This window comes from Nocardiopsis sp. MG754419 (genome assembly GCF_018207095.1).
In the GTDB taxonomy this organism is placed as follows: Bacteria; Actinomycetota; Actinomycetes; order Streptosporangiales; family Streptosporangiaceae; genus Nocardiopsis.
Genome location: NZ_QOCZ01000069.1, coordinates 1 through 12,377 on the forward strand (window position 1 = coordinate 1; position 12,377 = coordinate 12,377).

The following is a 12,377-nucleotide window of genomic DNA, read 5'->3' on the forward strand; positions in this document are numbered from 1 at the left end:
GCTCCGCTCCGTGCGGCCCCGGCTCGCGGCGTCCGCGACGGTGCTCCACCGCCGGACCCGCCGACGACACCACCACGGTCCGCCCTCGCACGGGAGCCCTGGAACCCACCACCGGCGAGAGGGGTGAAGGCGCGTCGAGCCCCGGGGATCCGCCGGACGGCGAGGAGTTCTCGCTCACCCGGCGACGGACGGTCTGCCACGTCGTGGAGGAGGGGCGTACCGACGCGGCCGAACACGCCACCGGGCCGAGGCGCGGGTGGCGCTCCCGCACGAGGACGGAGTCCCGCCCTTGGAGATCGCCGTCGGGACGTCGCCGGGCCTCGTGGGGCCACCGTCGGTGAGCGGGTTCGGGGCGCCCGGCCGTGCCGGGGCCGACGCCGACCGGAGGGGAACCGACTACCGCGCCGGGGCCGAGGGTGGGGGGCGTCCGTGCGCCGCACCGAGGACGGACACGGCGCGGAAGGGGGTCGGCCGCGGGGCGGAGGCCGAGGGCACCCGGAACGACGCACGCCCCGGACGGCCGTCGGGCCTTCCGGGGCGTGCGGCCGCCGACCGTCACCATTGCCGAACGGGGGTCTGGTTGCGCCCGATGAAGAACCACAGCAGGGCCCCGATCACCGGAGCGATGATCACGAAGATGAACCAGACGACCTTCATGCCCACGTCGATCCTGGAGAACAGAATGCTGAACACCGCGGCGATGACCAGTACGACCACGGCCAGGAAGCCGAGCGCGAACACCGCCGGCACACCGATCGTCGCGAGGGTCTCGATGGTGGTCGCGTCCAGCAGAGGCGTCATGCTCATGTCGTCGTCCTCACGTCTCGGGTGGCGCTGCGTGGCAGTCGCCGATGTGTACGTGTTCCACGCTAGGAGCCGGCCCCGGTCGGGCACATCCACCCGCGGGACGTACCGTCGGGTGGCCTTCGAAGGCATCCGGTCGGGCGGGTGCGTCGCCATGGTCGGTGTGGGCCACCGACTTTCGTCGGTGTTCTCCGTGTGATCCGTCGCCGCTCCCGTCGCGGCCCGGGCGCCGGTGGGAACCGTCGTCGCACGGTGCTAGACATGCCTCGCGTGAACCACCAGCACCAGGAGCGGAACCCATGATCATCCATCACCTCGGCGAGTTCGGCGGACTGCCGGTGTTCGATTACCTCTCCCCGCAGGGCATGGCCTCGACGCGGTCCTCGGACCGCGCCGCCCCGGGCCCGCTCGCGCGGAGCGAGGCCCTGCGCACCCCCGAGGCGCACGCCTGGCGCCTCCAGGTGGACATCTACGAACCGGAGGAGTCGTTCGCCGCGTGCTTCGCCTCCTTCGTGGAGGAGGTGGACCCCGCCGCCGTCCGCGCCCTGGTCATCGGGGTCGCGGACGACTTCGAGGCGCAGGAGCCCGGTCTTCCCGCGCGTGAGGCGCTCCTCGCGCACGCCCACCTGTTCACCGGGCTGGAGTCGCTGTTCATCGGGGACATCGTGGCCGAGGAGTGGGAGCTGTCCTGGATCCACCAGCCCGACCTGGCGCCGGTGTTGGCCGCCTACCCCCGGTTGACCGAGTTCGCGGTGCGGGGTACCGGCGACCCGTACCTCAACGAGCGGAGCCGGTTGGGACTGGACATCGTGCGGCACGACGCGTTGCGCACCCTCACCGTGCAGAGCGGTGGTCTTCCGGCCGAGGTCGCCCGTGGGATCGACACCGCGGACCTGCCCGAGCTGGAGAACCTGGAACTGTGGCTGGGCGTGGGGGAGTACCGGGGCGACACCACCCCGCAGGACCTGGCCCGCACCCTGTCGGGAGAGGCCTTCCCCGCACTGAACCACCTCGGTCTGCGCGACGCCGAGGACACGGACCTGTGGGTACGGGCACTGGCGGAGGCCCCCGTGGTGGGACGGTTGCGCTCACTGGACCTGTCGATGGGCACGCTCACCGACGAGGGCGCTCGGGTGCTCCTGGACGCACCGGTCTTCCGTGGGCTCGGCCGGCTCGACCTGAGCCATCACTACATGTCCGAGGAGATGGAGGCCGGGGTGCGCGAGGCCTTCGCCGAGGTGCGGGTCGACGTGCGCGCCGAGGACCGGCGGGTTCCGGAAGGGGAGTGGCGCTTCCCCTCGGCCACCGAGTAGGCGACGGCCGAGGTCCCCTCACCGTGGTTCGCGCCGCGCCCGGCCGGGGTCGTCAGCCCGTGGAGGAGCCGTTCGCGGCGGCGGACGCGGGGGCGTCGCTCACGAGCTCACGGGTCCGGGTCGGGGCTTCGTCGCGGGTGGAGCCGCCGTCACGGGCTCCGTCGTCCGGGCCCGGTGCCGCGGCCCGCCGGTCCTCCCGGCGGCGCATCGCCATGTCGGACAGCGCGGCCAGACCGAACGCGATGACCACGGTCACGCAGACGCCGAGGGTGATGATCGCGGTGCCGAACGAGCTCGGATCGATCATGGGGGTCTCCTGTCGCGGGAGGGGCCGACACCCCAACCGTAATAGGTGTTAACTTTCAAACCCACTGTTAGCGAGAGTGAACCACGTCATACCCTCGTCCGCGCCGGCCCCGAGCACACGAGGGGCCCGAGGTGAGAACCCCGGGCCCCTCGATGGAGTCATGCGTCAGAGAATCGATCCCGGAGCGTAGGCGGCGGCCTCGGGATGGGCGTCGAGGACGGCGTCCACCTTGGCCACCACCTCGGCGACCTGGTCGGACGCGGCCCCCGTGAAGGTGATCCGGTCGGCCAGCAACGCGTCCAGCGCGGCCCGGTCCAGCGGGAAGCGCTCGTCCTCGGCCAACCGGTCCAGCAGTCGGTTGCCCGTGCCCTCCTGCCGCATCGCCAGCGCGGAACCCACCGCGTGCTCCTTGATGAGCTCGTGGGCGGTCTCACGGCCCACGCCGGCGCGCACCGCGGCCATGAGCATCTTGGTGGTGGCCAGGAACGGCAGGTACCGGTCCAGCTCGGCGGAGATGACGGCGGGGAAGGCACCGAACTCGTCCAGCACCGTCAGCATGGTCTCCACCAGGCCGTCGAAGGCGAAGAACGCGTCCGGCAGCGCCACCCGGCGCACCACCGAGCACGACACGTCGCCCTCGTTCCACTGGTCCCCGGCCAGCTCACCGGCCATGGACGCGTACCCGCGCAGGATCACGGTGAGTCCGTTGACCCGCTCGCACGAGCGCGTGTTCATCTTGTGCGGCATCGCCGACGAACCGACCTGGCCCTCGGCGAAGCCCTCGGTGACCGACTCGTGTCCGGCCATGAGCCGGATGGTCTTGGCGAGAGAGGACGGCCCCGCGGCCAGTTGCACCAGGGCGGTGAGCACCTCGAAGTCGAGCGAACGCGGGTACACCTGACCCACGCTGGTGAATCGGTGCTCGAACCCGAGGTGACCCGCGACCTCGTTCTCCAGGGTGGTCAGCGCCGCGCGGTCGCCGCCGAGCAGGTCCAGCATGTCCTGGGCGGTGCCGACCGGGCCCTTGATCCCGCGCAGCGGGTACCGGGCGATCAGCTCCTCCAGCCTGCCGTGGCCCACCAGGACCTCGTCGGCGATCGACGCGAACCGCTTGCCCAACGTGGTGGCCTGGGCGGCCACGTTGTGGGAACGGCCCGCCATCACGGTCTCGCCGTACTCGGCCGACAGTCGACCCAACCGGGACAGCAGCGCCACCACCCGGTCGCGCACCAGCAGCAGGCTGTCGCGTACCTGGAGCTGCTCGACGTTCTCGGTGAGGTCGCGCGAGGTCATGCCCTTGTGCACGTGCTCGTGGCCGGCGAGGGCGTTGAACTCCTCGATCCGGGCCTTGACGTCGTGCCGGGTGACGCGCTCGCGCTCGGCGATGGAGGCCAGGTCCACCTGCTCCAGGACCTTCTCGTAGTCCTCCACCACACCGGCCGGGACGTCCACGCCCAGACGCGCCTGTGCGCGCAGCACGGCCAGCCACAGTCGCCTCTCGGCGACCACCTTGTACTCGGGGGACCACAGCCGGGTCAGCTCCGCCGAAGCGTAGCGGGCGGCCAGGACATCGGGAATGACGGGTTTCGCGCTCACGATTGGTCACCCTACCGTCCTGAACTGGGGGTCTGTCGGCCGGGCCGGAACCGCGGGTAGGGCCCGCCCCACCCCGAACCGGTGGGCGCGACCGATGTCGCCCGGCCACCGTCCGCCCTAGCGTGGAGGACATGAGTTCCCCGACCGCCGCCGGCGCCCGGCCCGGCACCCTGCGCAGGGCCCTGGCCGACCCGCGTTACCTGGTCTCCGGCTGGGCCTGGCGGGCCCTGGCCTACACCCTGACCACCATCCTGGTGGGCGGTCTGCTCACACCGCTCGCGTTCCCGGTGTACACGCCCTGGGCGGCCGCCGTGGCGATGCTCGGTGGCGGGCACACCACCGAAGCGGTCCTCCTGTTCCTCACGGGGGTGGTCATGCTCCTGTGTCTCGGTCCCCTCCTCGCCCTGCCGCTCGGCGCACTGGAACGGCGTCGGCTCCGTCTGGTGGTGGCCGGGCCGGCCGACAGTGGCCATCGCGACCCTCCCGCCGGACTGTGGGGATGGGTCCGCACCCGCTACACCGAGGCCGCCACGTGGCGTGAGGTGGCCTACGCGGCGGTGATGCTCCTCCTGTTCTTCGTCGCCTCGACCCTCGTCGGGTTCCTGGGCACCCTCTCCGTCGTCCTGGCCGCGAGCCCGCTCCTCCTCGCCCACCCCGAGGAGGTGCCCATGAGCATGGGCCCCTTCCTGCTGCACACCCCAGAGGAGGCCCTGCCCTTCGCCCTCGCGTCGCCGCTGCCGCTGATCGTGCTCCTGTACGCCTGCGGACTGCTGTCCTACGGCCACGGCGTCGTCGCCCGGGCACTGTTGGTCGGCCCTCCCAAGGCCGAGCTCTACGCCGAACTCGACCAGGTCACCGAGTCCCGCGCCCGTCTGGTCAACGCGTTCGAGTACGAACGACGCCGCATCGAACGCGACCTCCACGACGGCGCCCAGCAGCGTCTGGTGGCGCTCAGCATGGACCTGGGCATGGCCCGGATCGACCTTCGGGAGGGTTCGCCCGCCGACCGACGAGTGGCGGCCGCCCAGGTCAAGGTCGACGACCTCATCGACGAACTACGCGAACTGGTGCGCGGCATCCACCCGCGGGTCCTCGTCGACCGCGGTCTGCCCGCCGCCCTGGCCGAACTCGTCGACCACAGCCCGGTCGCGGTCACCGTCGACGCCGACCTGCCCCGCCGCCCGCCCCCGCACATCGAGGGCACCGCCTACTTCGTGGTGGCCGAGGCCCTCACCAACGTCTACAAGCACGCCGACGACGGCACCGTCACCGTCCAGGCCCGTCTGAGGCAGGGGCGCCGCGGCGACGTGCTCACGGTGGAGGTCACCGACGACGGACCCGGCGGTGCCGACCCCGAGCGAGGCACCGGCCTGACCGGAATGGCCGACCGGGTCGCCGTCATGGGCGGCACAATGGACCTGTCCAGTCCCGTGGGAGGGCCGACCCGGATCCGAGTGGAGCTGCCGTGCACGACCGATCGACCGGAGACGCAGAGGTGACCCAGGTACCGACGGTGCTCGCGGAGGACGGTGTCCTGCTGAGGGAGGGCCTGGTGGGGGTGCTCGAACGCTTCGGTTTCCCCGTCGTGGCGGCGGTCGGCGACGCCGAGGGGCTGGAGCGGGCGGTCGCGGAACATCGTCCCGGGCTGGTCGTCACCGACATCCGCATGCCGCCCGACTTCACCGACGAGGGGTTGCGCGCCGCCGTGCGCCTGCGCCGGGCCCGACCGCGTCTGGCCGTGGTGGCGCTCAGTCAGTACGTCGAGCTGAGCTACGCCACGGAACTGTTGGACTCGGGCGAGGGAGAGAGCGTCGGCTACCTCCTCAAGCAGCGGGTGGGCGACGTCCGCGAGTTCGCGTCGATCCTGCGCAACGTCGTGGAGGGCGCCACCTTCGTCGATCCCGAGGTGGTGCGTCAGCTGCTGCGCCGCAGCGCCGATCCGCTGGAGCGGCTCACCGCCCGCGAGCGCCAGGTCCTCGAACTGATGGCCGAGGGCCACTCCAACGGGGCCATCGCCCGCAGGCTCGTGGTGAGTGACGCCGCCGTCGGCAAACACGTCGGTAACATCCTGGCCAAACTCGACCTGCCGCCCGACGACGGCGTGCACCGGCGGGTCCAGGCGGTCCTGGCCTATCTACGGGCGCAGGCCGGCTGAACCCGGACACGGACACTCACCCGTCCATGGACCGATCCAGCACGACCACGGTCTGGTCGCCCACGACCCAGGCGTCGTGACCCGGGGGTACGAAGGCGACCTGGCCCGCGTACATCTCGCTCTCCGTGCCGTCGGAGGTGCGGATCGCCAGGGTCCCCTCCAAGAGCGCGAGCGAGTGGGTGAGCATGCACAGGTCGGTGCCGACACTGGCGCTCATGTCCTTGGTCCAGCGCCAGCCGGGCTCCAGAGTGATCCGGTTGATGTTCTGACCGCCCAGGTGCACGCTCTCGGTGTGCCCGTGGTCGAACTCCATGCGGTCGTCGGTGGCGTCGAAGTCGCCGATCCGCACGGCCCCCGGGGAATCCTCGTCCCAGGCCTGCACCATCGACTGGTGGACGATCTTGCCGTCGGCCAGGTCCAGCATCGACATGCTCTTGACGATGAGTCCGTCCGGGTAGGTACAGCGCTCGGTGTAGGCGGCGTGCTCGCCGTCCGTCACGCACTGCAGGACCTCGTGCTCCAGGTCCATCGAGTACAACTGCCGGATGAAGTCCTCGATCGAGTCGCGCCCGTGGATGACCGTGGGCGCGCTGGGCGGGGTGCGGCGGTCGACGGTCTCCATGTCCGCGTCATCGGCGAACTGACGGACGAGGGTGTCGGTGTCACCCTGCTCCACGGCCTGGCGGAAGGCGTCGATGTCGAAAGCGGTGCCGCTGCTCGTGGCTGACATGGTGCGGGCCCCTTTCCGGGAGGGAAGACGAAGGGCACGGGTCACGTCTGTGGTGCCCTCTTTGATCCACACTCCTCTCACCCCTGTCCCTGATTCGACCAAACCTCGGTCAGGGCTGCGTTTGCCCGGATCCGGTCGGGGCGGGAGGCGGCGTCGTAGTCTGGAGAGGTGCCCCCGCCGGGCGATCCGCACCCGGTAGGGCCCCTCGTGCCCGCGGAGGAGGAACCGCATGCACCCGACCGTCGTGGCCCCCGAGAGCGTCACCTGGAGGGTCCACCTGGACCGGTCCCTGTGGATCGCGGGCGTGCGCGCGCTCATGCTCCAGGCGCTCCATCCGATCGCCGTGCAGGGCGTGTGGCAGCGCTCGGACTTTCGTTCCGACCCCACCGGACGACTGCTGCGCACCGCCCACTTCGTCGCGGTCACCACCTACGGCGCACCCGAGGAGGCGGAGGCGCTCGGCGCCCACGTGCGTCGGATCCATGGTGCCCTGGGCTTCACCGACCCCGCCACCGGCCGTCGCCACCGGGTCGACCAGCACGACCTGTTGGTGTGGGTGCACTGCGCGGAGGTGAGCTCCTACCTGGAGACCACGCTGCGGGCCGGACTGACGCTGACCCCCGCGGAACGGGACCGCTACCTGGACGAACAGTCCCGGACCGCCCGCTACGTCGGTCTGTCCCGTGACGACGTCCCGCGCAGCGTGGCCGACCTGCGCCGGTACCTGGCGGCGGTGCGCCCCTCCCTGCGCGTCACGCCCGAGGCCCGAGACGTGGTCCGCTTCCTGCTGTGGCCGGGGGTCCCCGAACGGCTGTCGTGGGCGGCACCGCTCAAGCCACTGTGGTTCCCGATCGGTGCCCTGTCCTACGCCACCCTGCCGGGGTGGGCCCGCCGCGCCTACGGGGTCCTGCCCGAGGCGCCGGGCACGGGGAACACCGTCACCCTGGGGCTGCGGGCCCTGCGCGCGGGTCTGGAGCGGGTGCCCCGGCGCTGCTACGACCGTGTCTTCGACGAGGCCACCGTGCGCAGCGCACGGGCCGCCGAACGGCGCCTCCTGGACGCCGGGTACCGGGTCGGAAAGGGCTCCCGGGCCCTGCGTTCCCTCATCCCGCCACCGCCCCGATCGCCGGAGACGACCACCGCCGTCGATCCGCGCCCGGACGGGACCGAGGGAAGCGGATAACGTGGAAGGAGGGGCCACCGGATCCGCGGGACACCGGAGGTGACGTGGTCAAACGCAGGAAGGTGCAGTACGGGCTCGTCATGGGCCTGTGTCTGGTGCTGTTCGCCGGAGCCACCCCCGTCTACTTCCTCTTCGGGACGGGGTGGGCGGTGGCGATGTGCGCGGTGGCCTCGATCCTGCCGCCGATCGCCATGACCCTGGGCAACCTCGCCGACCCGGACGACCCTCGGGACCACGACAACAAGTACGGACCCAACGCGGACTAGCGCCCGTGCGTCGAACCGCGGGGGAGCCGCGTTCGTGTTCGGGCCGCGGTGCGCGGCGCCGCCGGCCGAGCACCGCAGGGCCTGCGGGTTCCCGCCCCGCCGTGCGACGCCCGGGCACCGGCCGCGACCCCGAAGGACACGGCCCGGGTGCGGAGAGGGGTGCGCCCGAGCCCCGATCCGGTCGGCGCGATTCCGCGTCCGGTCAGCGCTCCAGGACGCGGCGCAGGGCCGCCAGGACCAGCTCGGCCCGGTCGGGTCGGGCGTTGTGCCCCATGAGGCCGATCCGCCACACCGTGGCCGCGTAGCGGCCCACACCCGCACCGATCTCCAGGTCGTACTCGCGCAGCAGCTGTTCGCGGACCTTGCCGGAGTCGACCCCCTCGGGCACCCGCACCGACGTCAGCTGCGCCAGACGGTGACCCTCGGCGGCGAACAGCTCCAGGCCCATCTCCTGCAGCCCCTCCCGGAGACGGGCCCCGGCCGCCGCGTGCCGCGCCGCCACCGCGTCCATGCCCTCCTCCTCGATACGGCCCAGCGCCGCGTCCAGGGAGGCCACCATCGCGGTGGGAGCGGTGTGGTGGTAGGCGCGCCCGCCGGGACCGCCGCGGACGTAGGCGCCGAGCAGACCCAGGTCCAGGTACCACACCGGCGGGGTCTGCACCCGCTGCTCCCAGGCGCGCTCGGAGAAGGTGAAGGGCGCCAACCCCGGTGCCACGCCCAGGCACTTCTGGGTCCCGGAGTAGGCGATGTCGACCCGCCAGTCGTCCAGGTCCATGGGCATCCCGCCCAGGGAGGTGACGCAGTCGGCGAGCAACAGGGTCTCCTCGGAGCGCTCGCGCAGCGCGCGCCCCAGGGCACCGATGTCGCTGACCACACCGGTGGAGGTCTCGGCGTGCACCGCGGCCACGATGGCGGGCGCCGGGTGCGCGTCCAGCACCCGCTGCACGTCCACGGGCTCGCCCCACTCGTGGTCCACCCGCACCACGTGGGCACCGTAGCGCGCGGCGACCTCGCACATGCGCTCACCGAACAGACCGTTCACGGCCACGACCACCTGGTCGCCGGCGCGCACGGTGTTGGCGAAGGCGGCCTCCATCCCGAGCGAGCCGGTGCCCGACAACGGAAGTGTGAGCGGGTTCTCGGTGCCCCACAAGGAACGCAGCCGTCCGCAGGTGCGTTCCAGGAGCGTGACGAACTCCGGGTCGAGGTGGCCCAGAAGCGGGGCGGACAGGCCCAGGGTCGCCTCGGGGTAGGGGTTGCTCGGCCCCGGTCCCAGCAGGATGCGTTCGGTGACTGACATGGCCACACACTAACGAGACTCGTGTGACACGTGGGCAACCGGGGCCTCATCTGTCCGTAACGCGACGAAAGACCCCTCCACGTGGGTCGTAGTATTCCGGCGGACGACGTGAGGCCCGCGCCGCCCGGGCACCGTCCCGGCGCCCGCGGGCACGACCCCGGGGGAGGGGATCTTCATGACCGAGACGGCCCGGACCGAGACCGTGCGGCGCGAGACCGCGCGGGCGAGGATCCTGCGGGTGGAGCACGACGACCCCCGCGTCCAGGGGCTGCTCGACGGACTCCTGGAGGAGTACACCGAGCGCTACGGCGCCGAGGGCGCCGCCCACGAACTCGGGCGCTACCCGGTCACCGACTTCGTCGCGCCCCACGGCCGTCTGGTCCTGGCCGAACTGGACGGGGAGATCGTCGCCGGCGGCGCTCTGCGCCCCTACCGACTCGGCTCGGACGGCACACCGCGGACGGTCGAGTTCAAGCGCATCTGGACCTCGGCGCGTCACCGCCGCCGTGGTCTGGGACGCCTCATCATGACGGCGCTGGAGGACGCCGCACGCGACCTCGGCTACACCTCCGTCATGCTCTTCACCGGACCCTCCCAACCCGAGGCCGTCGCCCTGTACGAACGGATCGGCTACCGGTGGGTGGATCCGACCACGATCGCGGACCTGCCCTACCCCAAGGCCATCCCCTTCGGCCACGACCTCCACGCCCGCCCGGGGGCCTCCCCAGGGTGAGGCCGTCCCGGTCGGTGTTATGGGCAGCGCTATGCCCCGGACGCGACCGGGTCCCGGCCCCGCCCCGTACGATGGGAGCGCCCATGCCGCCACCGGCGGTCGGGCGGCCCTTCCCAGCATTGGACGTACTCGACGAGGAGAGTCACCACGTGAGCGAGCAGCAGCGCCCCGAGGCCGAGACGAACGCCCCCGTGTTCAGTCCACGCAAGAACGGCCAGGCGCAGTCGGTCTCCGACGAGCTCGCCGCGTGGATGAGCACCGGGTGGGCCGACACCGAGATGCGCGACCTGGAGCCGATCGAGCAGGCCGAGCACACCGCCCGTCGCCGTCGCACGCTCAGCGCCGCCTTCCCCGGCGAACGCCTGGTCGTTCCCTCCGGTCAGCTCCTGACCCGCTCCAACGACACCGAGTACCCGTTCCGCGCCGCCACCGACTACGCCTACCTCACCGGGGACACCACCGACGGCAACTGCCTCGTGTTCACCCCCACGGGCGACGGCGGCCACGACGTCGTGCTCTACCTCAAGCCGCGCTCCAACCGCGACAACGGTGAGTTCTGGCTCGGCGGCTACGGCGAACTGTGGACCGGTCGTCGCAACAGCCTGGAGGAGGCCTCCGCTCTGCTGGGCGTGGCCACCGCCGACGTGCGCACCCTGCCCGCGGCCCTGCGCGCCGACTCCGTGACCACCCGCATCGTCCGTGGCCACGACGCCGCACTCGACGCCCTCGTGGACGAGCTGCGCGCCGACACCGACGACGAGTCCCGCGCCAAGTCCGCCGAGCTCGACACGGACCTCGGCGTCGCCCTGGCCGACCACCGTCTGGTCAAGGACGCGTGGGAGGTCGCGCAGCTGCAGAAGGCCGTCGACGCCACCGTGCGCGGCTTCAACGACGTCGTGACGGCCCTGCCGCAGGCCAAGGACACCTCCGAGCGCTACGTCGAGGGCACCTTCTTCCTGCGCGCCCGGGTGGAGGGCAACGACGTCGGCTACGGGACCATCGCGGCCTCCGGAGCCAACGCCACCACCCTGCACTGGACCCGCAACGACGGCCCCGTCAAGGACGGCGACCTGCTGCTGCTCGACGCCGGTGTGGAGACCACCACCCTCTACACCGCCGACGTCACCCGCACCATGCCCGTCTCGGGCACCTTCACCGACCTGCAGCGCAAGGTCTACGACCTGGTGTACCGGGCCCAGGAGGCCGGCATCGCCGCCGTGGCCCCGGGTGCGCCCTTCGTCGCCTTCCACCAGGCCTCCCAGCGGGCGCTGGCCGAGGGACTCATCTCCTGGGGCCTGCTGGAGGGTCCCGTCGACCGTGTCCTGGAACTGGGTCTGCAGCGCCGCTACACCCTGCACGGCACCGGCCACATGCTCGGCCTGGACGTGCACGACTGCGCGGTCTCGCGCCAGGAGGCGCACCTGTACGGCGACCTGAAGCCGGGCATGGTGCTCACCGTCGAGCCGGGCCTGTACTTCCAGCCCGACGACCTCACCGTGCCCGAGGAGCTGCGCGGCATCGGCGTGCGCATCGAGGACGACGTCCTGGTCACCGAGGAGGGTCGCACCGTGATGTCGGCCGGTCTGCCGCGCTCCTCCGCCGACGTCGAGGCCTGGCTGGCCGAGCGCCTGCCGCGGTAGAGGGCGGCGGGGCCTGGGGAAGGAGGGATCGTTCCTCGCGATCCCACCTCCGGTACGTCCTGGGGTCTCGGGTGGCACCGCCCGCCGGTTTCCGAACGCACACTCACCGTGGGCCGGGGGAGCCGGGTGTCCACCGCACCTCCCTTCGCATGAGGTCCGCGTGTCCGCGGCACCCCCTGGGGCGAGGTGTCGTGCCCTTCCGGGGCCCGCGCCGCGGCCTGTGTCCTGGGGCCGCACGGCACAGCGGGGACCCTCGGCCCCGGTCGGTGCGCGCAGGGGAACAATCCGTTGATCGGGCACACGGCCTCCGGCCGCCCGGGGCCGCGCCGCGGGGCGTCCCGTGGCGGAGC

Annotated in this window: 12 protein-coding genes; 7 read left to right on the top strand and 5 right to left on the bottom strand. The window is 72.1% G+C overall.

Annotated features, from left to right (window positions below; genetic code table 11):
- Nucleotides 1-555: 555 nt before the first annotated feature.
- Nucleotides 556-807: a PLD nuclease N-terminal domain-containing protein gene (locus DSY14_RS14970; RefSeq protein ID WP_211717170.1), complete on the bottom strand. Its 252-nt coding sequence runs from the start codon at nucleotides 805-807 to the stop codon at nucleotides 556-558.
- A 296-nt stretch (nucleotides 808-1,103) separates the two neighbouring features.
- Between DSY14_RS14970 and DSY14_RS14975 the strand changes: the two genes are divergently transcribed.
- Nucleotides 1,104-2,117, top strand: coding sequence for an STM4015 family protein (locus tag DSY14_RS14975; RefSeq protein ID WP_211717171.1), 1,014 nt, complete (start codon nucleotides 1,104-1,106; stop codon nucleotides 2,115-2,117).
- A gap of 52 nt (nucleotides 2,118-2,169) precedes the next feature.
- Here the strand turns inward: DSY14_RS14975 and DSY14_RS14980 are convergent, their stop codons facing one another.
- Both DSY14_RS14980 and purB read right to left on the bottom strand, forming a co-directional pair.
- Nucleotides 2,170-2,424: a hypothetical protein gene (locus DSY14_RS14980; RefSeq protein ID WP_211717172.1), complete on the bottom strand. Its 255-nt coding sequence runs from the start codon at nucleotides 2,422-2,424 to the stop codon at nucleotides 2,170-2,172.
- A gap of 165 nt (nucleotides 2,425-2,589) precedes the next feature.
- Nucleotides 2,590-4,020 carry an adenylosuccinate lyase gene (gene purB / locus DSY14_RS14985; RefSeq protein WP_211717173.1) on the bottom strand — a complete coding sequence of 477 codons (1,431 nt, stop codon included), beginning with the start codon at nucleotides 4,018-4,020 and terminating at the stop codon, nucleotides 2,590-2,592.
- Between the two features lie 131 nt (nucleotides 4,021-4,151).
- Here purB and DSY14_RS14990 point away from each other — a divergent pair, with 131 nt between their 5' ends.
- Together DSY14_RS14990 and DSY14_RS14995 are read left to right on the top strand one after the other, a co-directional pair.
- Nucleotides 4,152-5,519, top strand: coding sequence for a sensor domain-containing protein (locus DSY14_RS14990; protein ID WP_211717174.1), 1,368 nt, complete (start codon nucleotides 4,152-4,154; stop codon nucleotides 5,517-5,519).
- A complete protein-coding gene (locus DSY14_RS14995) occupies nucleotides 5,516-6,175 on the top strand; it encodes a response regulator transcription factor (RefSeq protein ID WP_211717175.1) in 660 nt (219 codons plus the stop codon). Before DSY14_RS14990 ends, DSY14_RS14995 begins: the two co-directional genes overlap by 4 nt.
- 16 nt (nucleotides 6,176-6,191) lie before the next feature.
- On the opposite strand, the gene DSY14_RS15000 is transcribed toward DSY14_RS14995, so the two are convergent.
- Nucleotides 6,192-6,905, bottom strand: coding sequence for a nuclear transport factor 2 family protein (locus DSY14_RS15000; protein WP_211717176.1), 714 nt, complete (start codon nucleotides 6,903-6,905; stop codon nucleotides 6,192-6,194).
- Nucleotides 6,906-7,134: 229 nt separating this feature from the next.
- On the opposite strand from DSY14_RS15000, the gene DSY14_RS15005 reads away from it, so the two are divergent.
- Together DSY14_RS15005 and DSY14_RS15010 are read left to right on the top strand one after the other, a co-directional pair.
- Nucleotides 7,135-8,088 carry an oxygenase MpaB family protein gene (locus DSY14_RS15005; protein WP_211717177.1) on the top strand — a complete coding sequence of 318 codons (954 nt, stop codon included), beginning with the start codon at nucleotides 7,135-7,137 and terminating at the stop codon, nucleotides 8,086-8,088.
- 44 nt (nucleotides 8,089-8,132) lie between these two features.
- Complete coding sequence (locus DSY14_RS15010; RefSeq protein ID WP_211717178.1) at nucleotides 8,133-8,354, top strand: DUF3099 domain-containing protein; 222 nt, start codon at nucleotides 8,133-8,135, stop codon at nucleotides 8,352-8,354.
- A gap of 202 nt (nucleotides 8,355-8,556) precedes the next feature.
- Here DSY14_RS15010 and DSY14_RS15015 read toward each other — a convergent pair whose 3' ends face one another.
- Nucleotides 8,557-9,654: an alanine--glyoxylate aminotransferase family protein gene (locus tag DSY14_RS15015; protein WP_211717179.1), complete on the bottom strand. Its 1,098-nt coding sequence runs from the start codon at nucleotides 9,652-9,654 to the stop codon at nucleotides 8,557-8,559.
- 175 nt (nucleotides 9,655-9,829) lie between these two features.
- Here DSY14_RS15015 and DSY14_RS15020 point away from each other — a divergent pair, with 175 nt between their 5' ends.
- Together DSY14_RS15020 and DSY14_RS15025 are read left to right on the top strand one after the other, a co-directional pair.
- Nucleotides 9,830-10,387, top strand: a complete 558-nt coding sequence (locus DSY14_RS15020) for a GNAT family N-acetyltransferase (RefSeq protein WP_211717180.1) — start codon at nucleotides 9,830-9,832, stop codon at nucleotides 10,385-10,387.
- A 149-nt stretch (nucleotides 10,388-10,536) separates the two neighbouring features.
- A complete protein-coding gene (locus DSY14_RS15025) occupies nucleotides 10,537-12,027 on the top strand; it encodes an aminopeptidase P family protein (protein WP_211717181.1) in 1,491 nt (496 codons plus the stop codon).
- Nucleotides 12,028-12,377: the final 350 nt, after the last annotated feature.

Bases quoted from the DNA above. Each gene is read 5' to 3' on its own strand.
- DSY14_RS14980 (WP_211717172.1), bottom strand. From the start codon at position 2,424: ATGATCGATCCGAGCTCGTTCGGCACCGCGATCATCACCCTCGGCGTC.
- DSY14_RS14970 (WP_211717170.1), bottom strand. From the start codon at position 807: ATGAGCATGACGCCTCTGCTGGACGCGACCACCATCGAGACCCTCGCG.
- DSY14_RS15000 (WP_211717176.1), bottom strand. From the start codon at position 6,905: ATGTCAGCCACGAGCAGCGGCACCGCTTTCGACATCGACGCCTTCCGC.
- DSY14_RS15020 (WP_211717180.1), top strand. From the start codon at position 9,830: ATGACCGAGACGGCCCGGACCGAGACCGTGCGGCGCGAGACCGCGCGG.
- DSY14_RS15005 (WP_211717177.1), top strand. From the start codon at position 7,135: ATGCACCCGACCGTCGTGGCCCCCGAGAGCGTCACCTGGAGGGTCCAC.
- DSY14_RS15015 (WP_211717179.1), bottom strand. From the start codon at position 9,654: ATGTCAGTCACCGAACGCATCCTGCTGGGACCGGGGCCGAGCAACCCC.
- DSY14_RS14975 (WP_211717171.1), top strand. From the start codon at position 1,104: ATGATCATCCATCACCTCGGCGAGTTCGGCGGACTGCCGGTGTTCGAT.
- DSY14_RS14990 (WP_211717174.1), top strand. From the start codon at position 4,152: ATGAGTTCCCCGACCGCCGCCGGCGCCCGGCCCGGCACCCTGCGCAGG.